General features: G+C 70.2%; 19 protein-coding genes. 4 read left to right on the top strand and 15 right to left on the bottom strand.

The features are described from left to right. The 7 genes from AB0912_RS29220 to AB0912_RS29250 all read right to left on the bottom strand — a co-directional run. Positions 1-672, bottom strand: a 672-nt coding sequence (locus AB0912_RS29220; protein ID WP_366705017.1) for an ABC transporter substrate-binding protein, incomplete at its 3' end; no start/stop codon positions are given. Between the two features lie 224 nt (positions 673-896). Next, positions 897-2,087 (bottom strand): bifunctional glutamate N-acetyltransferase/amino-acid acetyltransferase ArgJ, encoded by a 1,191-nt coding sequence (gene argJ / locus AB0912_RS29225; protein WP_366705019.1) that lies wholly within the window; start codon positions 2,085-2,087, stop codon positions 897-899. Between the two features lie 288 nt (positions 2,088-2,375). Next, positions 2,376-3,356, bottom strand: a complete 981-nt coding sequence (gene cs1, locus AB0912_RS29230; RefSeq protein WP_366705022.1) for a clavaminate synthase Cs1 — start codon at positions 3,354-3,356, stop codon at positions 2,376-2,378. 27 nt (positions 3,357-3,383) lie between these two features. Beyond that, the gene (gene speB / locus AB0912_RS29235; protein ID WP_366705023.1) at positions 3,384-4,325 is read right to left on the bottom strand and encodes an agmatinase; all 942 of its coding nucleotides are present in this window, start codon (positions 4,323-4,325) and stop codon (positions 3,384-3,386) included. Between the two features lie 3 nt (positions 4,326-4,328). Beyond that, positions 4,329-4,568 carry a hypothetical protein gene (locus tag AB0912_RS29240; RefSeq protein ID WP_366705024.1) on the bottom strand — a complete coding sequence of 80 codons (240 nt, stop codon included), beginning with the start codon at positions 4,566-4,568 and terminating at the stop codon, positions 4,329-4,331. 101 nt (positions 4,569-4,669) lie between these two features. Next, positions 4,670-6,202 carry an asparagine synthetase B family protein gene (locus tag AB0912_RS29245; RefSeq protein ID WP_366705026.1) on the bottom strand — a complete coding sequence of 511 codons (1,533 nt, stop codon included), beginning with the start codon at positions 6,200-6,202 and terminating at the stop codon, positions 4,670-4,672. Between the two features lie 2 nt (positions 6,203-6,204). Beyond that, a complete protein-coding gene (locus tag AB0912_RS29250; protein WP_366705028.1) occupies positions 6,205-7,926 on the bottom strand; it encodes a thiamine pyrophosphate-binding protein in 1,722 nt (573 codons plus the stop codon). A 541-nt stretch (positions 7,927-8,467) separates the two neighbouring features. Here AB0912_RS29250 and AB0912_RS29255 point away from each other — a divergent pair. The 3 genes from AB0912_RS29255 to AB0912_RS29265 all read left to right on the top strand — a co-directional run bounded on the left by AB0912_RS29255 (position 8,468) and on the right by AB0912_RS29265 (position 12,483). Continuing rightward, positions 8,468-10,033, top strand: a complete 1,566-nt coding sequence (locus AB0912_RS29255) for a penicillin-binding transpeptidase domain-containing protein (RefSeq protein WP_366705030.1) — start codon at positions 8,468-8,470, stop codon at positions 10,031-10,033. Between the two features lie 465 nt (positions 10,034-10,498). After that, a complete protein-coding gene (locus tag AB0912_RS29260; RefSeq protein WP_366705032.1) occupies positions 10,499-11,308 on the top strand; it encodes a BTAD domain-containing putative transcriptional regulator in 810 nt (269 codons plus the stop codon). Between the two features lie 176 nt (positions 11,309-11,484). After that, positions 11,485-12,483, top strand: a complete 999-nt coding sequence (locus AB0912_RS29265) for an MBL fold metallo-hydrolase (protein ID WP_366705034.1) — start codon at positions 11,485-11,487, stop codon at positions 12,481-12,483. Here AB0912_RS29265 and AB0912_RS29270 read toward each other — a convergent pair. Then, positions 12,476-13,216 (bottom strand): TetR/AcrR family transcriptional regulator, encoded by a 741-nt coding sequence (locus tag AB0912_RS29270; RefSeq protein WP_366705036.1) that lies wholly within the window; start codon positions 13,214-13,216, stop codon positions 12,476-12,478. The genes AB0912_RS29265 and AB0912_RS29270 overlap by 8 nt on opposite strands. A gap of 272 nt (positions 13,217-13,488) precedes the next feature. Here AB0912_RS29270 and AB0912_RS29275 point away from each other — a divergent pair, with 272 nt between their 5' ends. Continuing rightward, on the top strand, positions 13,489-14,865 hold the full coding sequence (locus AB0912_RS29275; RefSeq protein ID WP_366705038.1) for a DHA2 family efflux MFS transporter permease subunit: 1,377 nt from the start codon (positions 13,489-13,491) through the stop codon (positions 14,863-14,865). Positions 14,866-15,241: 376 nt separating this feature from the next. Here AB0912_RS29275 and AB0912_RS29280 read toward each other — a convergent pair whose 3' ends face one another. The 7 genes from AB0912_RS29280 to AB0912_RS29310 all read right to left on the bottom strand — a co-directional run bounded on the left by AB0912_RS29280 (position 15,242) and on the right by AB0912_RS29310 (position 21,755). After that, entirely contained in the window at positions 15,242-16,111 is an 870-nt protein-coding gene (locus AB0912_RS29280) for a LysR family transcriptional regulator (protein WP_366705040.1), read from the bottom strand. Between the two features lie 183 nt (positions 16,112-16,294). Next, positions 16,295-16,669 carry a cupin domain-containing protein gene (locus AB0912_RS29285; protein WP_366705042.1) on the bottom strand — a complete coding sequence of 125 codons (375 nt, stop codon included), beginning with the start codon at positions 16,667-16,669 and terminating at the stop codon, positions 16,295-16,297. Positions 16,670-16,686: 17 nt separating this feature from the next. Next, on the bottom strand, positions 16,687-18,135 hold the full coding sequence (locus tag AB0912_RS29290; RefSeq protein WP_366705044.1) for an MFS transporter: 1,449 nt from the start codon (positions 18,133-18,135) through the stop codon (positions 16,687-16,689). A gap of 33 nt (positions 18,136-18,168) precedes the next feature. Then, positions 18,169-18,570, bottom strand: coding sequence for a VOC family protein (locus AB0912_RS29295; RefSeq protein WP_366705046.1), 402 nt, complete (start codon positions 18,568-18,570; stop codon positions 18,169-18,171). A gap of 29 nt (positions 18,571-18,599) precedes the next feature. Beyond that, entirely contained in the window at positions 18,600-19,067 is a 468-nt protein-coding gene (locus AB0912_RS29300; protein WP_366705048.1) for a cupin domain-containing protein, read from the bottom strand. Next, the gene (locus tag AB0912_RS29305; RefSeq protein WP_366705050.1) at positions 19,030-20,898 is read right to left on the bottom strand and encodes an FAD/NAD(P)-binding protein; all 1,869 of its coding nucleotides are present in this window, start codon (positions 20,896-20,898) and stop codon (positions 19,030-19,032) included. The genes AB0912_RS29300 and AB0912_RS29305 overlap by 38 nt, the downstream gene beginning before the upstream one ends. Continuing rightward, on the bottom strand, positions 20,895-21,755 hold the full coding sequence (locus AB0912_RS29310) for an N-acyl homoserine lactonase family protein (protein ID WP_366705052.1): 861 nt from the start codon (positions 21,753-21,755) through the stop codon (positions 20,895-20,897). Before AB0912_RS29310 ends, AB0912_RS29305 begins: the two co-directional genes overlap by 4 nt. Positions 21,756-21,760 lie beyond the last annotated feature (5 nt).

A 21,760-nucleotide genomic window follows, 5' to 3' on the forward strand; every position in this document is an offset into this window, starting at 1 on the left:
CAGCACGGCGAGTTCACCCCGGGTGTACGAGACGAGGCGGTACGGCCCCGTCGCGACCGGCCGCAGCCGGTACTCGGCGCCGGTGTCGAGCCGGCGCGGCACCGGGGTGGTACTCGGCATCGTCGCCAGCAGGTCCATCCCCGCGAACGGCTCCGCCAGCCGGAACACCAGGGTGCGCTCGTCCGGGGTCTCCAGCGTGTCCGGCCCGTCGACGCCCGGCTCGCGCCACGGTCCGCCGTACCCGGTGCCGAGCAGATGCCGGAAGTAGGTGGGCCCCGCGCCGAGCACGTCGGTGCCGTAATTGCTGCGCGCTATCGCGTACTTGACGTCGGCGGCGGTGACCGGGCTCCCGTCCTCGAACCGCAGCCCCTCCCGCAGCCGGTACGTCCACACCCGGCCCCCCTCGGAGGACTCCCCCAGCGCCTCCGCCAGATCCGGCACAAGCCGCTGCCCCGCCTTGCCCGGCGCGGTGTCGAAGGTGACGAGGGTGCGCCCGATGAGCCGCAGAAAGTTCCACGTGTACGCGTAGTAGGTGTTGCCCGGGTCCAACGAGTCGAAGTCATCGGTCCGCACCAGCCGCAGCGTCCCGCCCAGCCCGTCCCCCGGCCGCACCACCCCGCGAGCCCCCGCGTCGTACCCGTCCTCGCCGGCGGACGTCCTCGTACTCTCCATACCCCTGCACCCCTCCAGCCGGATACCCTGTCCGCCCCCATCCTGAGCCCACCCGGCCTCGGGAGGGCCCCTGGACAGGGGCGACGCATAGCGCCCGCCAACTCGGCATACCCGAAGGCTCTTCGCCCCCTCCGGGTGCCGCGCCCCCGCACCGGGACGGGTAGGGGCGGAGGGGGCGGAGGGGGCGGAGGGGGCGGAGGGGGCGGATCAGAGTGGCTCGGCGGTCAGGTCGTGTACTCCGAGTTGAGGCGGACGTAGCCCTCCGTGAGGTCGCAGCCGTAGACGGTGAAGGCGCCCTCCGCGATGCCGAGGTCGATGCCGATGACGACCTCGGTGCCCTTCAGGTGCTCCGCGACAGCGGCCCGTACCGCGTCCTCTTCCTCCGCGTCCGCGGCCCCCGTCGGATACACCTCCGTCTCGCCGAACCGGATGCGTACCGCGTCCTGCTCGATGTCGGTGTCGTCGGAGCACTTGCCGACGGCCATCACGACCCGCCCCCAGTTGGGGTCGCTGCCGTGCACGGCAGTCTTCACGAGGGGCGAGTTGACGACCGTCTTGCCGACCCGCTTGGCCTGGGCGGCGTCCCGCGCCCCGGTCACCCGTACCTCGATGAGCTTGCTCGCGCCCTCCCCGTCGCTCGCGATGTCCTTGACCAGGGTGAGGGCGGCCTCGTGGAGGACCCGCTCGAACTCCCCGGGGTCGACGTCACCGGCGAGGCCGTTGGCGAACAGGACCGCGGTGTCGCTGGTGGAGGTGTCCGTGTCGATGCTGACCGCGTTGAACGTCCGGTCCATGACCCGCCGGAAGATCCGGTCCTGCTCGGCCGCGTCGAGGCGGGCGTCGGTGGCGAAGAAGGTGAGCAGCGTCGCCATGTCGGGCTCCAGCATGCCGACCCCCTTGGCGATCCCGACCAGGGTCGCGTCACCGCAGCGCAGCCGGACCTCCTTGGGCCGGGTGTCGGTGGTCATGATCGCCCGGGCCGCCCGTTCGAAGCCGCCCTCGGGGAAGGGCAGGGCCAGCGACTTCAGGTGCTCGCGGATCCGCGGCATGGGGTACTGCCGGCCGATCACTCCGGTGGACGCGATCAGCACCTCCCCCTCGGGCACGCCGAGCGTCGCGGCGACCGAGGCGCGGATCTCCCGCGCGTTGGCCTCGCCCTCGCGGCCGGTCGCCACGTTGGCGTTGCGGGCGAGCACGACGACCCCCCGGGCCTGTCCGTCGGCGACCGCCTCCCGGCTCAGCAGCACGCTGGGGCCGACGAACCGGGACCGCGTGAACACCCCGCTGACCTGGGCAGGGGCGGTCGAGGCCAGCACGGTGAAGTCGTCCCGGCCGTCGTCGCCGAGACCGACCGGGGCGGTGTGTACGACGAAGCCCCGCGGCGTCGCCCGGTCCGTCGATGTGGAGTCGGACATGTCGATCGTCTCCCGTCTGCGTAACTTCCAGTGAGCCAGCGTAGGCACGCGCCCCGGCCGGCGCCGCCGCGAACGGCCCGAACGAGCCGCGGCCCCCGTTCCGCGCCCCGGCCGGAACCGGGACGCGGAACGGGGGCCCGACGGCCGTACGACACAGAACGCCGTCACCGGCGAGGACCGTACGGCAAGGCGCTGCCAGCGGCGGCGACCGCACGGCAAAGCCCGCTCAGCGGCGGCGACCGTCCGGGAAAGCCCCGTCAGCGGCGGGGACCGTACGGCGAGGCGCGGTTACCGGCGTGGGGAGAACGACACCACGTCGCCCGCCCGTTCACCGCCCGAGAGCTGCCCGTTGCGCTCGGTCCTGATGTACACCCGGTGCAGCCAGCGGTCCTTGCCGTCCCAGCGCGGGCTGAACGGCGTACGGGCGTGCGTCGTCCGGAAGTTGTCGATGATCAGCAGGTCGCCCGGGGTCAGCTTCACGGCCTCCGTCACATCGTCCAGGGCCTGCGACAGCGCGGCGACGGCCTCCTTGTCGGCGGGCTCCTCCGGGGTGAGCAGTTCCCGGTCGTAGCCGAGGTAGGGGTCCTTCTCGTCCCCGTACAGCGCCTTGACCTCGGCGATCGCGCCCGGGTCCTCGACTCCGCCCCGGAAGGCGACGTCGACGCAGCAGGGCAGCTTGCGGTCGAAGAGCCGCGCCTTGGTGTCCTCGTCGAGCAGGGCGAGCGCCTTGCGCACCGAGCCGACCAGCGTCTCGGCCCGGCGCTCGTGGTCCGCGCGGGAGCAGGCGAGCATCACGTAGTTCGGCTGGAGGACGTGGTACGCCATCTCCGTGTGGAACTCCAGGAGCGTCTCGGAGGTCTCCGAGCTGAGGTAGTGCGCGCCCGGCGAGGGATACACGTCGTGGTAGACCGTGCCGGAGCGCAACTCGGCGTAGCCGGTGTGCAGTCCGAGCCTGCGGCCGGCCACGGCGAGCATGGCCTCCATGAGCAGCCGGGGCCGGTCCACCGGCGCGGGAGTGGTGGTGGGCGTCGGCGGCAGCTCGTCCTCCGCCTCCAACGGCAGTCCGCGCAGCAGCAGATAGCCGTCCTCGGTGCCCTCGGCGTTGAACCTGTCGAGAGCGCCGGCTATGTCGCGCGGCAGCCGCTCGGACAGGGCCTTCGCCTGCTCCAGGAAGCCGTACAGGTCGGCGCGGGGCACCTCGGGGAGTTCGGCCGCGAGGGCCCGCAGGTGTTCCTGGTGGGCGGTGCAGTCGATGATCGGAGAAGCCATGGGTGGGATGTCTCCTTTACGTCTGGGTCACGCCGGGGCGCGGTGGGCGCGGGCGTACTGGTAGAGCAGTTCGGCGCCGATCTCGGTGGCCAGGACGGAGGTGATCCCGGCGTGGTCGTACAGCGGCGAGACCTCCATGACGTCGAAGCCGACCGGTTTGAGGTCGCCGACGCAGCGCAGCAGGGCGAGCAGTTCACGGGAGCTGAGGCCGCCGGGCGCTGGGGTGCCGGTGCCGGGGGCGAAGGCGGGGTCGACGACGTCGATGTCGACCGACACGTACACGGGCCGCCCGCCGACCCGCTCCCGCACGAGGTCCGCGGTGCCCGCCACACCGAGGTCCCCGAACTCGTCGGCGGTCACGACGCGGACGCCGTTGCCGCGGGCGTAGTCGAGCGAGTCGGGCTTGGGGTTGTGGCCGCGTATCCCGATCTGCACCATGGCGGCCGGGTCGATGAGCTTCTCCTCGATGCCGTGCCGGAAGGGCGTGCCGTGGTGGTAACGGCCGCCGTAGAAGGCGGGGTTGGTGTCGGAGTGCGCGTCCAGGTGCAGGACGGCGACGGGTCCGTGCTGCTCGGCGACGGCCCGCAGGGCGGCCACGGTCAGCGAGTGGTCGCCGCCCAGCATCATGAACGCGGCGTTGGCCTTGAGGAGTTCGGCCAGATGACGTTGCGCGGTCTCGATCGCGATGTTCATGTCGAACGGCGTCAGGTCGATGTCCCCGCCGTCGACACAGCTGATGAGGTCGAAGGTGCCGGGGCCGCGGTCGATGCCGACGCCGTGGATCAGCCCGGACTCGTTGCGGATGGCGCGCGGCCCGAAGCGGGCGCCGGGCCGGTAGCTGGTGCCGCCGTCGTAGGGGGCGCCGATCACGACGACGTCGTAACCGCGCGGGTCCTGGTCGTGCGGCAGGCGCATGAAGGTGGGGATCTGCGCGTAGCGGGGCGAGACGTGCGAGTCGATGCGTTCCACGACTCAGTTCCCCTCCGGGATGTCGACGGTGGACACGGCCCCGGCCGGGACCGTGCGACGGGAGTACGGCTGGACGCGGTGAGCGGGGGCGTACGGCTCCCGACGGGGACCGCGAGCCGCCCGCCATACGCGGTGACCGGGGGCGTACGAGCTGACGCTGTGGCCGGGGGCGTTCGGGCGCACGTTGCCGTGGCCGGCGGCGTTCGGGCGCACGCTGCCGTGGCCGGGGGCGTACGGGCTCACGCAATCACCACGTGACCAGGACCCGGCGCGGGTGCCGGGCGCACGGCCGGAACCGGCGCCGGCCGCACGGGACTTCGGCGCCGCGCCGCCTGCGGACGGCCTCATGCGGCCCCCCGTTCCAGGCGCTTCGCCACCGAGCGGACCACCTCGGTGGTGCTCACCTCGCCGGGGTCCTCGGCGGCCACCACCGTGCGGTCGAACAGCGCCCGCACCACCTGCTGTTTGGCCGCGTCGACGGACCTCTCCGGGACACCCTCCGCGAGCAGCAGCAGCGAGAAGGACGAGGTGGTGCCGGAGCCCTCGTGGACGCCCAGCTTGGGCCGGTTGACCGTCTGTTCGGGCAGCAGGCCGGCCATCGACGCGCGCAGCACCCACTTGTCGCGCCCGTGGCGGCGCTTGAGACCCGCCTCCAGCGAGACGAGCAGGTCGAGCACGTCACGGTCCCAGTACGGGTGGGTGGACCAGTGGCCGGACACCGCGGACAGCACCGGGGACATCTCGTTGAGCCCGTCGTACGTCGCCATGTCGTGGGCGACCGCCGTGTCCAGGTCGGGCAGCCGGTCCTCGCGGTGCATGCCCGCGAGCGGGATGTCGGCGCCGTACCCGGTGAGCACCCGGCGCGGCGGTCCGTCGAGCGCGCGGTAGAGCGCGACCAGCGGCAGCAGGTACTCGATGATGCTCGGGTCCTGCGACTCCGACGCCCAGACGGCATACGGGAGTTGGGCGAGCAGGTCGGTGGTCGGGACGGTGATCTCCCGGTGCCGGCTGCCGAGGTGTTCGGCGACCGTACGGGCCTGGGCGAACTCGTCGGAGACGTCCGTGCCCATGGACAGCGAGTCGATGCCGCCCGCGGCCCGGTGGGCGAGCGCGGCCACCCCGGAGGAGTCGATGCCGCCGGACAGCACGACCAGCGGGGTCGCGCCGGGGGTGACGCGGGCGCTCACCGCCCGGTCGAGCGCCGCGTGCACGGCGTCCACCGCCTCGCCCTCGTCCATGATCCGGCGGGCCAGCGGGGGTGCCCAGGTGCGGTGGGCGGTGGCCGTGCCGGTGCCGAGGTCGACGTCCAGCACGGTGCCCGCGGGCACCTGGTAGACGCCCGGCAGGCCGCGCACCCGGCGGGCGTCCGCGAGCGGGAAGCCGCGCGGACCACCGCGCCCGGACAGGGCCTTGGCCTCGGTGGCCGCCGTGACCTCGCCGGGCCCGGCAGACACGTACAGCGGTACGGACCCGGCGTGGTCGGTGGCCAGCAGCACCCGCCCGCCGGTGTGGACGACCGCCGCGAAGCGGCCGTTGACCAGGCGGAAGGCGTGCGGCCCGTAGCGGTCCAGCAGATCGAGCAGCAGCCGGGCGTCGCCCGCCGTGCCGGCGCCGGGTGCGAGGACGGAGGAGAGGTCGCCGCGGTTGTAGATCTCCCCGGCGAGCACGACGGCGGTGTCCGCGTCCCGCGCGAGGGCGGCGTCGGGCGGGACCCCGGGGGTGTGCACCAGCGTCGCGTCGAGGCTCCGCGAGCGCGGCCGCAGGTCGACGTCGGTGCGGGTGCCCCGGGTGGCGAAGGCGGCTCGGGGGGCCCGGCCCCCGCTCGGGCGAGCGGAGACCAGGAACCCGAAGGCCGCGGGAAGGTCCTGGGAGGCCATGATCAGATGCTCAGCGCCCCGAAACCACCGGGCTGGAAGTCGTATTCGATCGGCACCTCGATCAGGAACGGGCGGCCCAGCTCCGCGCCCTTGCGCAGCGCGGCGAGCAGTTCCTGCCGGTCGGTCGCCTTGGTCGCCTCGACACCGTTGGCCTCGGCGAGGGCGACGAAGTCGACGCCGGTGAACTTGACGGCCGGATCGTGGCTGCGCCGGTGTCCGAGGTTCTGGTACAGCTCGATCAGCCCGTTGGTGTCGTTGTTGACGACGACGGTGACGATCGGCAGGTCGAGGCGGGCGATGGTCTCCAGGTCGGCGCTGTTGGAGTGGAAGCCGCCGTCGCCCGCGATGAGGAAGGTGGGCTGGCCGGGGCGGGCGAGCTGGGCGCCCATGGCGGCGGGGATGCCGTAGCCGAAGCTGGAGCAGCCGGCCGAGGTGAGGAAGCCGAAGGGCTGGTCGGCGCGGGCGAAGAGCACCCCGTAGTGCCGGAAGAAGCCGATGTCGGAGACGATCGTGCCCTCGCCGGGTTCGGCGACCTCCGCCATGACGGTGTTCATGGAGTCGATGACCTGGTGGACGCGCATGCCGTCCTCGTAGGCGGTCGGGTCCGCGAGGAACTCGGCGACCCGGGCGCGCAGCGGCTCGATGTCGTGCCGCTCCTTGGCCTTGAGGGAGGCGGTGGCGGCGTCGAGGTGCTCGACGAAGGCGAGGACGTCGGTGACGACGTCGACGGTGGGCCGGTAGACGCGCGGGATCGGGTTGGCGGTGGGCGAGACCCGGACGGTCTTCTTCTCGCCGCCCTTCTGCCACATGGAGGGCCGCAGGTCCTCGGCGTAGTCGTAGCCGACGGTGAGGATGAGGTCGGCGGGCCCGAACAGGGTCTCCAGGGCGGGGAAGTCGAGAATGCCGTCCATGTAGCCGGTGACGGCCCCGTAGTTCAGCTCGTGCCCGTGCGGCAGGACGCCCTTGGCGATGTACGTGGTGATGACCGGCACGTTCAGCCGCTCGGCCAGCGCGCGGACGGCCGGCACCGCGCCGGAGCGGATCGCGGCGGCGCCGACGACCAGGACCGGGTGCCGGGCGGCGGCGAACAGCTCGGCGGCCTCGTCGGCGGCCCGTTCCCAGCCGTCCTGCACGGCGCCGATCGGCTTGCCCGGGGTCCGGGCCGGCGGCTGCTCGGCCTCGGCGTCGATGCCCTCGGAGGAGCCGAGCAGGTCCACGGGCAGCGAGATGAAGCTGGGGCCGACCGGCTCGGTCATGGCGGCGGTCACCGCGGAGTCGACGAGGTCGGTGATCTCGTGCGGACGCTCCAGCTCCACCGCGTACTTGGACATCGGCGCGATGATCGACACGGAGTCCAGGCACTGGTGCGTGTCGTTGGGGAAGATGTCGTGCGACTCCGACTGGGCGGCCAGCGCGATGACCGGCGACCGGTCCAGGACCGACGTGGCGATGCCGGTGGAGAGGTTGGTCAGGCCGGGGCCGAGGGTGGCCCAGCAGGCCTGCGGGCGTCCGGTGATGCGGGCGAGCACGTCGGCGGCGACGCCGGCGGTGAACTCGTGCCGGGTGAGGACGAAGTCGATCCCCTCGACCTCGTCGAAGAGGATCGACGCGGCCTCCCGGCCGACCACGCCGAACACCTTCTCCACGCCGTGGTCCCGCAGCCGCGCGAGGAGCGCGTGCGCTGCGGTGGGCTTGCTGCTGGGGCCGGTCGATACACGGGACATGGATGGTCTCCAGACTCGGTCAGCGGTGAACACGTCGCGGCCACCCTGACCAGGGCCCCTCTTCGCCGCCTCTCCCGCACGTATCGGCCGGCGTATCGGGGAGAGCGCGGAGAGGACCAGGAGACGGAAGGGACGGTTCCGATTCGACTCTCTTCAAATCGGACAGAGTTCGTCCGATTTCGACGGCGAGGCAACCCCGAGCCGGATGAGTTCCGGCCACTGTTGTCTCCGGCGCGCATCGGGCCGGCCGTCTTTTCTTCTGAGGTCTAGACCAGAAGAAAAGGATTATCACCGGTTCCCGGCCAGCGCACCGGCGGGCATTCGGCCGCACCTCGCGGCGACCAAGCGGAGGGGACGGATACCCGCCATCGGCCGTCCATGATTTCTTTCTCCGGCGCCGTGTCTCGAACCGTGCGTCCGGGGAGAGACCGGAGAGAGCGGGGCGATTAATCTGCGCCACATGATTCGTTCGGATGGCTACGTTGACCGCCCGCGATACGACAGGCGCAGGTCCCGTCGTCGCGCGGTCGTATCAACGTTTGTGGCACTTGCCGTGACCGCCGGAATCGGCTACTGGGCCTACAACGCGCTGGTCAGGGACGACGGGGACGATCCCCAGGTAGCCGCCGCCACCGAGCGGCTCGACGCCTTCCTGGCCGCCTGGGCGGCGGGCGACGCCCCGGGCGCGGCCAAGCTGACGGACACGCCCGAGAACGCGGAATCGCTGATCAAGTCCGTCATGACGAACCTGGAACCGTCGAAGACGGAGATCACGTCGGGCGAGGGAAAGCGGGAAACGGAAGGGGAAGTCAATATTCCGTTCACCGTGAAGATGGCTCTGCCGGGGGCCGGCGATTACCGGTGGCACTCGAAGGCGCAGATCGTCCGGAAGAACGGCGCCTGGACCGTCGAATTCCACACTCCGCTCATTCACCCGGATCTGGTCCCGGGCCAGACCCTCGCGCTGAAGTCCCGGGAACGCGCCGAGATCCTGGACCGCAACGGCGACGAACTGCGGTCGGCCTCCCTCGTCGGCTCCGTCGACCCGAAGACCGGGAAAGGCGTCTCCGGCCTCCAGGCCCGCTACGACAAGCAGCTCACCGGAGGCGCCGGCGCGGCCCGGTCCGTCGTCACGGTGGAACGGGAGAGCGGCCGGGTCGTCAAACAGCTCAGCGGCTCCGGCGAAGCCACCGGCAAGGCGGTACGGACGACCATCGACCCCAAGGTGCAGGAGGCCGCCGCCGCCGCGCTGGAGGGGGTCAAGAAGAACGCGGCCCTCGTCGCCATCGACCCCGGCACCGGGGACATCCTCGCGGCGGCCAACATGCCGGCCGGCATGAACCGCGCCCTGGAGGGCCGCTATCCGCCCGGCTCCACCTTCAAGGTCGTCACCTCCGCCGCCCTCCTCAAGCAGGGGATGAAGCCCTCGGACCGCGCCGACTGCCCCAAGTTCGCCTACGTCGACGGCCAGCGCTTCGAGAACCAGGACCAGTTCACGCTGCCCGCCGGCTCGACGTTCAAGGACGCGTTCGCCCACTCCTGCAACACCTTCTTCGTCGGCGCCCGGGGCAAGCTGTCCGACTCGGCGCTGCACGACACCGCCGAGGCCTTCGGGATCGGCGGCTCCTGGGACGCGGGCGCGGTGACGTACGACGGGAGCGTCCCGGTGGCGAACGGCGACAACGACAAGGCCGCCGCCACCATCGGCCAGGCCAGGACCCAGGCGTCACCGCTGGTCATGGCCTCGATCGCGGCCACGGTCAAGGAGGGCGTCTTCAAACAGCCCGTGCTGGTGCCGGACGCGGTGAAGAAGCGGCACAAGGCCCCCGCCCGGCTGGAGCCGGCCGTGGTCGGCAGCCTGCGGGAGATGATGCGCGCGACGGTCACCGACGGAGCGGGCTGGGCCCTGAAGGGAATCCCCGGCGAGCCGCACGCCAAGACGGGCACCGCCGAGTTCGGCGGCGACAGCCCGCCCCGCACCCACGCCTGGATGATCGGCTACCAGGGCGACCGCGAACTCGCCTGGTCGGTCCTCCTGGAGGACGGCGGCTCCGGCGGCTCGGACGCGGGCCCCATCGCGGCCAAGTTCCTGAAGAACCTGACCTGAACGGGCCGACGACAGGAGGGCACGAGGGCACGAGGACACGTCCGTACGACGGCATAACGGCACGTTCGTGTGACTGCACGCTCGTACGACAGCACGCTCGTACGACGGCACCAAGAGCACGCGACACGCAGCACGCAGCAGCACGTAAGTGATCAGCCGACCGACGGTCACCGGCGGGACCTCCCCTCCGGTGGACCGACCACCACGACGAGCACCACCCATCCGTGACCAGCACAGCGGGACCGGCACCCCGGGACCGGAGCGGCAGGGACCGGCACCCCGGGACCGGCACAGCGGTCAGGCGTCACGGAGCACTTGAGCCGACGGTACGGGGGACGCACCAGTACGCTCCGCAAGACCGACGGGACCGGCCCCTCCAGGCCCCCCGGCGGCTCCCCTCCGTTCCGCCACCACCTCAGCCCCTGTTGGGCGACGGCGCGATTCACACACACAAGGGGAACCGTCATGAACAGCAGGACCAGCCTGACGATCCAACTGCTCGGCCCCGTGACCCTGGTGAGAAACGGCGTACCGATACCGATCCGGGGTCAGCGGCAGCGGCGGTTCCTCGCTTCCTTGGCGCTGAAGCCCGGACAGGTCACCACCAAGGAAGCGATCATCGAGGACTCCTGGGACGGCGAACCACCGCTGACCGTCTCCGGCCAGCTCCAGACCTCCGCCTGGATGATCCGCACCGCGCTGGCCGACGCCGGCCTCGGCCGGGACGCCCTCGCCTCGCACGCCCTCGGCTATGAACTGCGGGTCCCGGCCGACCGTATCGACGTCTTCGTCTTCCGCGACGCGGTACGGCACGTGCGCGAACTGCACGTCCGCGGCCAGTACAAGAGCGCCTCCGAGTCCCTCGACAGCGCGCTCGCGATGTGGCGGGGCGCGGCCCTCACGGACGTCACGTCGAGCCGGCTGCGGATGAAGGGCGAGGCGCTGGACCGGGAACGTACGGCCGCGGCGGAGCTGCGCGCCCTCATCGACGTGGGGCTCGGCCACTACGGCGAGGCGATCTCCCAGCTCTCCGAGCTGGTCGACCACGACCCGCTGCGCGAGGACCTGTACGCGGGGCTGATGAAGGCGTACTACGGCGAGGGCCGGCAGGCCGACGCCATCCGCGTCTTCCACCGCGCCAAGGAGATCCTGCGCGAACAGATCGGCATCAACCCCGGCTCCCGGCTGCGTGAGCTGATGCAGGCGATCCTCCAGCAGGACGAACAACTCCTGCGGGCCACGGGGATTCCCCTGTCCGGGGACAGGGTGGGGTGAAGGGCGGGGCGGCGCGGGCGGGGGCTCCGCCTCCCGAGGCCCCCGGGGAGCCTCCCCCTCCCGACACTCCCGCCGCAATGACCGAAATTCCCCCCATACGCCACCCCTTGTCGTAGCGTTCCTCGGACTCATGGCCCTCGTCGGTCATCAGTCGTCGGAGGAGAGCGGGGCGGAACATGGCCGGGCGGCGTGCGGTCCTCAAGGGTGTCCTGGCGGTGTCGGGGACGGCGGCGGCCGGGGCCGGTCTGGTCGGAGCGGCGCCGACCACCCGGCGCGGCGCCCCCTACCCGACCTCCGTGCAGATGCGCTGGCTCGGCGTCTCCGGCTGGGAGATCGTCATCGGCGGCGACCGCAGCATCCTCTTCGACCCGTATCTGAGCCGGATGCCCTACGCGGACGCCAAGGGCGCCCTGAACCCCAGCCTCCCGCTGCGCTGCGACCGTACGGCCGTGGAGGCGCTCGCCGCCGGGCACCTGCGCGGTGCCCCGGAGCTGATCCTCGTCAGCCACGGGCACTTCGACCACCTGGCGGACGTACCGCAGCTCCTGGCCCGCCCGGCCTGGGCCAAGCACCGTATCCGGACGGTGTGCGACGAGACGGCGGGCCATCTGCTGACGGCGATGGGTACACCACACACCCGACTGGAGGATGTGATTCCGGTCAAGGGCGGCGAGTACCTCCAGTTCGACGGCTACACGGTGGAGGTGTTCCGCAGCCTGCACAGCCAGCAGGCCGACTACGGCTACTTCGCCCCCGGCAGCAGGACCGCCCCGCCCCGCCGCCCCGCCACGCTGGGCGACCTCGTGGAGGGCGAGACCCTGGCGTACCAGGTCACGGTGGAGGGCGGCCCGAGCATCCTGCTGATGGGCGCGAGCAACTTCGCCGAACGCGAGCTGTCGGGCATCCGCCCGGACATCGCGACGATCGCCATGACCTCGCACTCGGCGCTGCACCGCTACGTGGAGCGCCTGCTGTCGGCGACCGGCAACCCGCCGCTGCTCATCCCGAACCACCACGACGACATGGTCACCCCCCTCTCGAAGACCCCCGCCGCGCTGGCCGCGACCACCCCCGCCACGGCGGCCGAGCAGCTCACGGCGGCCTGCGCGGCCTCCTCCCGGGTGCTGAACCCGCAGCACCTGCGGGCGGTGGACGTCACCGCGGCCCTCAGCTGACCCGCGGGAGCCCGTCGATCATCAGGCGGAGGGTGAAGCCGAAGCGGTCGTCGACGGTTCCGGCGGTGAGTTCGGCGGCGTAGCGCTTGGTGTGCGGGAAGGTGTCGTCGGGCAGGGCGGCGAACCGGCGGAGCAGTTCCTCGCGGCTGACCACCCACTCGTCGTCGCCCCGGCCGAGCCGGCTGTTCACCAGGGCGACTTCGAGGCTGTACGCGTTGACGTACAGGGACAGCGAGTCGAGGGCCCAGGCGGCGATCTGCGGGTCGATGCCCCCGGCGAGCAGCAGGGCGAGCATGCCCTCGCCGACCCGCAGTGTCTCCACGTTGGAGGGGGCGGCGGCGATGGCCGCGCGGGAGATGCCCGGGTAGCGCAGGTACTGGTCGCGGAGCTGGGTGCAGACGCCGATGAGCTGCTCCCGCCAGCGCGCGGGGTCCGGCTCGGGCAGCTCGATCTCGGCGCAGAGCCGGCCGATGAGCAGCTCGTCCAGGTCCTCCTTGTTGACCACGTGGGCGTAGAGGGAGGACGGCCCGGTCTCCAGCGCGGTGGCCACCCGCCGCATCGTGAGGGCGTCGTACCCCTCGGCCTCCACGATGGCGAACGCGGTGCCGATGATGGCGTCGACCGTGATCGGCTTCTTGCGCCCGCCGGACGGTCCGCGCCGCACGACGGGCGCGTCCGCGCCGGTGCCGAGCTGGTGCCGGGCCGCGCGCCGTTGCTCCGGGGTCGGTGACATGGGGCCAGTCTACCCAGGCGACGAACGCCGTTCTACACACGAACGAACACCGTTCAGGCAACTTCGGAACACCGTTCGCCTTGCAAGGAACACCGATCGAGAGTAGAACGGTGTTCGTGCCTACTGACCAGCGCTCATCCGAAGCGCACCCCAGTCCCCCCGAACCCGGTGCGTCCACCGCGCCCCCGACCGCCACACCTCCCACCGCTCACGCCCCGGGCCCGGCCCCCGCCGCGGGAGAGGGCGGCGCCCCCTCCCGTACGGCATGGCTCGTGCTGACCGTCGTGGTGATGGCCGACGTCATGGACCTCATCGACTCCAGCATCGCGAGCCTCGCCGGCCCGTCGATCCACGCCGACCTGGGCGGCGGCCAGGTCACCGTCCAGTGGGTGATCAGCGCCTACACCGCCGCCTTCGCGCTGGGCCTGGTCACCTCGGGCCGGCTCGGAGACGTACTCGGCCGGCGTCGTCTGTTCCTGTTCGGCATGACCGGCTTCACCCTGACGTCGCTGGCCTGCGGACTCGCGCCCGGCCCGCTCTTCCTGATCGTGGCCCGCACCCTGCAAGGGCTGTGCGGATCGGTGATGATCCCGCAGGGCCTGGCCCTGGTGAAGGTCGTGTTCCCGCCGCGGCACCTGCGCAAGGCGCTCACCCCGGTGGGCCCGCTGATGGGCCTGACCATGGTCGGCGGCCCGATCCTGGCCGGCTGGCTGCTCCACCTGGACCTGTTCGGCAGCCAGTGGCGCTCGATCTTCCTGATCAACGTGCCGCTCGGCGTCGTCGCCGGCACCCTCGCCCTGCGCGTCCTGCCGCGCCGCGGCGGAGAGGACCCGGCAGCCCGCGTCGACCTCACCGGCGTAGGCCTGCTCACCGCGGCCTCGGCCCTGCTGATCGTCCCGCTGATCGAGGGCCGCGACCTGGGCTGGCCGGTCTGGACGTACGTGATGATGGCGGCGTCGGTCGTGCTGCTCGCGCTGTTCGTCGTCTCCCAGCGGCGCAGCCGGCACCCGGTCACCACCCCGTCGCTGTTCCGCAAGCGCAGCTTCGTCGTCGGCCTGCTGATCGTCGCCGGGTTCTACGCCTCACTCAGCGCGTTCGTCCTTGTCATCAACCTGCTGCTGCAACAGGGCCTGCACTGGAGCCCGTTGCACACCGGCGTCACCCTGATCCCGTGGGCACTCGGCACGGCCGTCGCCGTCCTCCTCGCGGGCGCGGTGCTCGCGGAGAAGCTGGGCCGGGCGACCCTGCACCTCGGACTCGGCATCGCGGTGGCAGGCCTGCTGTCCCTGTGGTGGACCGTCGCCCTTTTCGCGGCCGGCATCACCTTCTGGAACCTGACCCCGGCCCTCCTGCTGACCGGCTTCGGCTCGGGCCTGGTCTTCGTTCCCCTGGTCGACTTCATCATCGGCGACGCCACCCCCGAGGAGGTCGGCACCGGCGCGGGCCTGCTGAACGCGGTCCAGCAGTTCGCGGGCGCGATCGGCGTGGCAGCCCTGGGCACCCTCTTCTTCACCCGGGTCCACCCCGCGTCCCTCTCCTCCTACCTCTCAGCAGCGGAACTGATCTTCGCCACGACGGCGGCCCTCAACTTCCTGACGCTGCTCCTGGTGGGCCTGCTGCCGAGGCATGCGCAGCAGGCGCACGGGTGAGGCGGGGCGGCCACTCGACGCAACACGGTGTCTCGCGAGCACCGGCGACGGCCGGCTGATCGATCTTGCAGGCCATCAGCAGTTCGTTGGCCCGGGCCGGGATTCCGGCGACGGTTCCTTCACAACGACGTGCCAGCGAAAGGATCTGATGCATCAAGCGGCCTGACCCGCGCCCTGACCACGCCGGGCGGAGGAAAGACGGTTCTCGCCGGTGGCGTCGGACAGAGCCGCACCGAGTACACGTCCCGGCGCCCGGAGGCACCATCGCCTATGGCCGACGACGAATCACCGCACGCTCGATCCGCTTTCACCGGGTCAGCGGCTTGCCGACCTCGCCCGACGTGACATCAATCCCCCATGGGGCCTCCCCGTCCGCTCACGCATCGACGGCTTGTGCGGTGCCACCGACAGCACCCTGGGCCATGGCGACGAAACGCGGGATCAGGGGGTGCCCGCCGGGCCGGGAATAGACCAGGTTGAGAGGCACCAGCGGCGCGTCGGGAATGGTGAGGAACGAGACGAAGGAATGGATGTGTTGTCGTCCAACGAACTCGGGGACCACACCCACCCCCTTGTTCGCGGCGACGGCCTCCAGCCATTCGTCGAAATTCCGGCAGACCACGGAAACACCGGGCTGGTTGCCCACGGGCCAGTCAGCCAGATCGGTCGTACCGCTCACCTCGTTGATGACAAGGCCCAATTCGGCGATTTCCTGCCAACTGATCTCCTCGCGCCCGGCGAGTTCGGATCGCGTGGAGACCGCCGCAACTCTGCGTTCGTGCAGCAGGGGGAGGACCTCCACGTCGGGAGCCCTGATTCGGCCCCGCAGAATGGCCACATCCGTGTCGCCGGTGTCCACTCCGGCGAGCTTGGCATCGTGACGGTGCACACGTACCGAGAGGCCCGTCGCTTCCTCGAAGCCCGCGATGACTTCCTGTGGCCATCCTGTCGGAAAGCCCCAGGCGAAACCCACACGGAAGGTCTCGTCATCGGCTTGCGGGCGCAACACCGCTTCCAACCTGGGGATGAGGAAGCGAAGTTGTTCGTAAAGACTCTCGCCTTCTGCTGTGAGGTGAACCTGGCGGGTGGTCCGTTCCAGCAGACGGCGGCCGAGCAGTTCCTCCAAGCGCTTTATGTTGCGGCTGAGCGTCGGCTGGGACACATTCATCCGCTTCGCTGCCCGGGTGAAGTGTTTCTCGTCCGCCAAGGCCAAAAACCCTCGGAGGTGGTGCAGCTCGATACCCATGATCAGGAGCATATACAGCGCTGTGGAAGCGCCCTTGGCCCCATCGGATGGCCCTCGCTCCCACGACGTGTCGTCCACCCGGTCCGCCCCTCGCCCTCGCGTCGAGGGGCCCCACGGACGAACCGTGGGGCCCCGGGACGTGCCGTTCACTTCAAGGCCGTCCGGCTCTGCCCGAGGGCATGATCAGCCCCTGTAGTCCTCGTCTGCCACGTGCTCCTTCCAGTCAGTGGGCCCGTCCGTAACCGCAATGTGCGTCATGAACGTGCCCGGTGTCGCTCCGTGCCAGTGCTCCTCGCCGGGGTGGCAGACCACCGTGTCTCCGGCCCTGACCTCCTGGCGCTCGGCGCCCCGGGCCTGCACATATCCCACGCCTTCGGTGATGTGCAGCACCTGCCCCGCAGGGTGCCGGTGCCAAGCACTGTGGGAGCCGGGGGTGAACAGTACGTTCCGCACCTCGGTGTTGGCCGTGGCGCCGATGTGCGGCCACAGCCACACATCACCGGCGAACCGGTCCTCTGGGCCCTGGGTCGCGTCTCCGGGGTGACGGATGACGTCCATGCTGAACTCCTTCGTTGTCATGAGTGAGAGGGGGTGATGGTTCGGGGCTTTCCTGCAAGCAGGATCAACGCGGAGGCCGTGACCGATACGGCGGCCAGGATGGCGCTCGTCGTGCTGAACGCGTCATGCGGCGTCCCGCCGCGCGTGATGAGGTTCAGGTAGACGGTGCCGAAGACGGCTACGCCCAGCGTTCCGCCGACCTGCAGCGTCGTGTTGAACAGGCCACTCACGTCCGGCGCGTACTGCGCTTCGACGGCGTCGGTGAGGCGAGCCAGGGTTCCGCTGAACGCTGCGCCGTAGCCGATGCCGCCGATACCGAGGAGCAGGATGAGCGGCCCGGTGCTCTGCGCGCCGGCCGCTACCGCCGCGAAGCAGACCGCCATCAGCAGGCCGCCGGCCGGAGCCGCAAGCCTTCGGGAGCGTGCTCCCATCCGGCCGAGAACCGGGCCGACGACAGCGAAAGTCGCCACCCAGGCGATCGGGACCAGGCCCGAGTAGACCGCGCTCTTGCCAAGTCCCTGCTGTAGATAGAGCGCGAGGACGAACAGGATCGCGAAGTAACTCGCCCGGGCCACAGCCTGGGAAACGAGCACCAGGGAGACCTGCTTGCGGGCGAGCAGCGCAACGTTCATCAACGGGTCGCCCGCGCGCCGTGCGATGCCCCGCTCCACCCTGGCGAAGAGGACGAACACAGGCAGCGAGGCAGCGAGACACAGCCATGTCCACAGGGGCCAGCCCGCGTCCTGGCCGAGCACCAGCGGAGTCACCAGGAGGAGGAGCCCGAGCGAGAGGAGGCCAACGCCGCGCATGTCCAGCTTCGTCTGTCCCGAGATCACGTCATCGGGCAGGAAGACGTACGAGGCCGCAAGAAGGACGATGCCGATCGGCACGTTGATCAGGAATATGGGCCGCCAACCGGTGCCCAGGATGTCGGCGGACACCAGGACACCGCCCAGCGCCTGGCCGACAACTGAGCTCACCCCGAGGACGCCGGTGTACGCGCCCAGTGCCCGCCGGCGTGCGGTGCCCTCGAAATGAACCTGAATGCCCGTCAGGACCTGCGCGACCATCAGGGCCGCGCCGACCCCCTGCACGACACGAGCTCCGACCAGAGTGGTGCTGTCGGGCGCAAGGCCACAGGCGAGCGAGGACAGGGTAAAGACGGAGAGCCCGATCAGGTACGTCCATCGACGTCCGCGGATCTGGCCGATCCGAGCTCCGGTGATCAGCAGCACGGCGTAGGCCAGGGTGTATCCCGAAACGATGAGTTCCAGTTCGCCGCCTGACGCACCCAGTCGCTCACGAATGGACGGGATCGCAACGTTGACGACAGCGATGTCGACGTTTCCCAGGAACATGCCGCCGAGCAGGCAGGCAAGCAACCAGCCTGGCCGTCTCCCGCGCAGACCGGCCAGGGCCCGCGCGGCTCTGGCCCGCGTCGGCTCGGTTGAAACAGACGTATTCAAGGAATCCACCTGACTGTGACTACGGGGCGAGGACTAGACCGCGTCCCGCTGGACCAGCTGGAACTGGATGCCGGAGGACGTCTCCGGCTTCGTCCAGGCGTTGAGGTTCGGACCGACGGGGACGGGCTTACTCGTCGTGAATGCGGCGCCGAGCCCCTGGACCGCCTTCATGATCTGAGGCACGTCGTCGACCTCGACACCGATGTGCTCAAGGCGGGCCTGGTTGCCCTCGCCCAGCCGGTTCCGTCGGGCTTCCTCGGTCGTGGGCTCGATGAGTTCGATCCGGCCGTCCCCACAGTGGTAGAAGGCGATCTTCACGTTCCGCTCGGGCACCTCCTGGGCCCGCTCCAACCGCATCCCCAGGCTTTCCAGGAACGCTCTCGCTTCGGTGATGTTGTCGACCACCACGCCTATGTGGTCAATCCTCTTGAACATCTCTTCCTCCTGCTTCGACAAATGCCTTGTCACGCATGCTCTTTGGAGAAGTTGTTTTGCAGACCGGCCAGTTGGGGCAGGTTCGACATGTTGAGGAGCATCAGGTCCTCGGCTCCATCGCGATTCTCGAAATGGTGCACGGACCAGGCCGGGATGAGCATGATGTCGTCCGCGCTCAAGTTCGCCGAATCGCCTGTATCGTCGAATATCACGGCCCCTGATCCGGCCCGCACGAAATAGAGGTGCCACCAGGAATGCGAGTGCGGAACGGTGCGCTCACCGGGTCGGACAGCCTGGAAAGTCATCGAAGTTCCCGGGACGACTTCGTGGCTGCCACCGGGTACGGCCAGCGTGAGGGTGCCGTACGGAGTGTGCTCAGCAGCCTCGATCTCCTTGGCCAGGGTCTCCCACCGCCACACGACGGGGCTCTGCCGCTCCCGCACATGACGGCTGCGGAATTCAGGGTAGGGAAACTGGCTTCCGGTCTGAACTGGCATACGTCTCCTTCGGGTTGACTTCGTCGCGGTGTCGTATGTGCGCGATCATGTCGCGCACGGAGACATCGGCATCGGTTGTGAATTGCGATGTCATTCCATGCCGGGGCAGCGCATGGGTGTAGAACCGCGGCCCCTCGGCGGGGTAGCCCACTGCCCAGGCGGTACGGAGCGGCTCGCCGGCCGCCGTGATCAGACGTCCCCGCTCGTCGATGTCCAGACCGCCCGGCTTGAACCCGCCATTCGCGTAGGGGCGGACGAGGCCGCGTACCAGGAGGTTCGCGGTCAGTGGCGACCTGTCTCGTTCAGGGTGGAACGCGTCGAGACGGGCGATGACCAGCGCATCGGCGTGGCAGATCGCTGTCCCTTCCGGGTATTCGGTCCGGATCGCGAACCGTGCCGCGTCCCGGTCCGGAACCACCCGGCAACCCGGCCCCCCAGCCAGGTCCACTGTCCCTGCTCTGAACAGCGCGAGGAGCTGGTGGTTACGGTGGCGGGGCGGGCCGAACGAAACCCTGTTCATGACAGGGACGTACGTCGAATTGAACGTCCGGTGAGAACCGGGGGTGAGCCCGGAGAACTCCACGGCCTCACGCAAGCTCGCCCGGGTGTCGCGGATGACATCAGTGGCGGCCTTCACCGGACTCGTCAGATTGCCGAGCCCCGCGTGCGTCAGGTCGCTCTCGACATAGTCGAGGAAGAACTTCGTGAATGCGTCCTGGTCCTTGAACTCCCGGCCGTGCAACGGATCGATGATCTCCTCGACCACGCGCCGGTCAGCTGGGGTGAACTCGTACTCCTCCGGAGGAATGGAGTCAGGCGCTTGTGCCGAGCGGTAGGCGTATCCCATCTCCTTCAGGAGGAGCGGCAGGACTTCTTCCTCGAAGTCGAGCCTGGGGTCTTTCCGATGTCGTGACGCCGCCTCCCGAAGGGCCTGTACGGCTTCCTTGGTGAAGAACTGCGGCCGGTGCCCGCCGGTAAGACCCTTCTGGTTCACCCCGCGCGCGGCAAACGGCAGGCACCTCCGGGAGAACAGGTGGATCTGTGGCTCACGTCCCGAGGGCAGGTACTCCATCTCCGCTCCGGTCCCGCGGAACCGGCCGCCGCGGCCGACGGTGAGTTCGGAGATGACGTCGTGCGCGGTCAGTCCGAACCCCTGGACGGCCACGGACGAGCCTGGGGCGATCTCCTGGAGCCGGTCGACCGGATAGGGGTTGGGGCAGTACACGAGCTGCGGGTTGCGGTGGGCGTGCTCGCCGGCGAACTCTTCGTACCCGCGGTCCTCGTCAGTTGCGATCCGTTCGCAATGTCCCGTGGCCAGGAAGACGTAGTCGCTGGGCAAAGCCACGCCCTTCGCAAGATGAACAGCGAAGGCCCCGCCGCCTCGCGCCTCAATGTCCACGGCGCGGTCGCGATGGTGGACCACGCGAATGTGGTGCGGCAGGTTCCGTATCGTCTGGTCGAAGACCCAGCTGAGGTAGGAACCGAGGATGTGCCGCGGCAGGTACGCGTGCTCCCCCACCGCCCGTCCCCCGTCGCCACCGGTCGGGTGGAAGGAGGCGTCGAACTCCCGGTAGCCATTGCTCGCAGCCCATTCAGTGAACGAAGGGCCCCGGCCGTCGGTGAACATCGTTACCTGGCTGGCGACGGTGTTGGTCAGCAGGTGTGCCGGCTGGCGTGAGGAGTGCGCGCCCTGGCCGCCGTCGCCGGGGTCCACAAGGTGCACGTCCAAACCGCGTCCGGCGGGCAGACGCCCGGCGAGCTCGGAGATCCGCTGGAGGATGCTCAGGCCTCGCGGTCCCATACCGACGACCGCCACTTGGAGGGCCGTCATCGCACCGCACCGTTCGCCGCCTCGGCGATCTCGCGGCCGTTCAGGCTGTCGAGGGCGGGGTCGTGCAGGCAGACCCAGTCCGCAGCCCCGACGAGCCGGGGAAAGCGCTGCGCCACCTGAGGGTCGTGACCAGGAATGATGTGGTCGTCACCGTCCGCCAGGGCCTCGATTGCGTCGTACCCCTCCAACATCGGCGTGAGGTGGTCCAGGATCGGGAAAGGGCTGCGCAGCCGGATGTTGGCCCACAGGTGACTGGCATCGCTCGCCAGCACCACCCAGCCCCGGGCGGTGGGGATCCGGACCACCTGAGTGCCCGGAGTGTGGCCGGGTACGGGGTGCACGGTCACGCCGGGAAGGATCTCGGCCTCCCCGCGGTGCAGTACCAGCTGGTCCTCGAACAACCCCTGGACAGCGGTCCGCACGTTGACGGGCTCGAAGGGCTTGCGCACGATGTGGTGACGCATCGCGGGCCCGGTGCAGAATCGGAGCTCCTCCTCCTGAAGATGAACGCGTGCGTGCGGGAAGCGGTCCAGGTTTCCCGCGTGGTCGTAGTGCATGTGCGTGATCACGACATCCGAGACGTCGTCCGCCGTGACGCCGAGGTCGGCCAGCGCGTCGACGGGGTCGCGGAAGAGGGTGCGTCCTCGACGCAGCGCCATCTCCTGGGGGAACCCGGTGTCGACCAGCAAGAAGTGCCGGTCGTTGCGGACCACCCAGAGGTAGAAGTCCATCGGCATGTCGGTGCCTCGGGTGAACTGGCCCTCGTCGACAAGGAAGTTGTCCCGTGCAGGCCGGTCGGCATGCGTGCCGAATCGGAGGGCCAGGACTTCGTACGTCGGTTGTTCTTTCTCGGCCATACCGC

It is taken from the genome of Streptomyces sp. NPDC007084 (assembly GCF_040703595.1).
Lineage (GTDB): Bacteria > Actinomycetota > Actinomycetes > Streptomycetales > Streptomycetaceae > Streptomyces.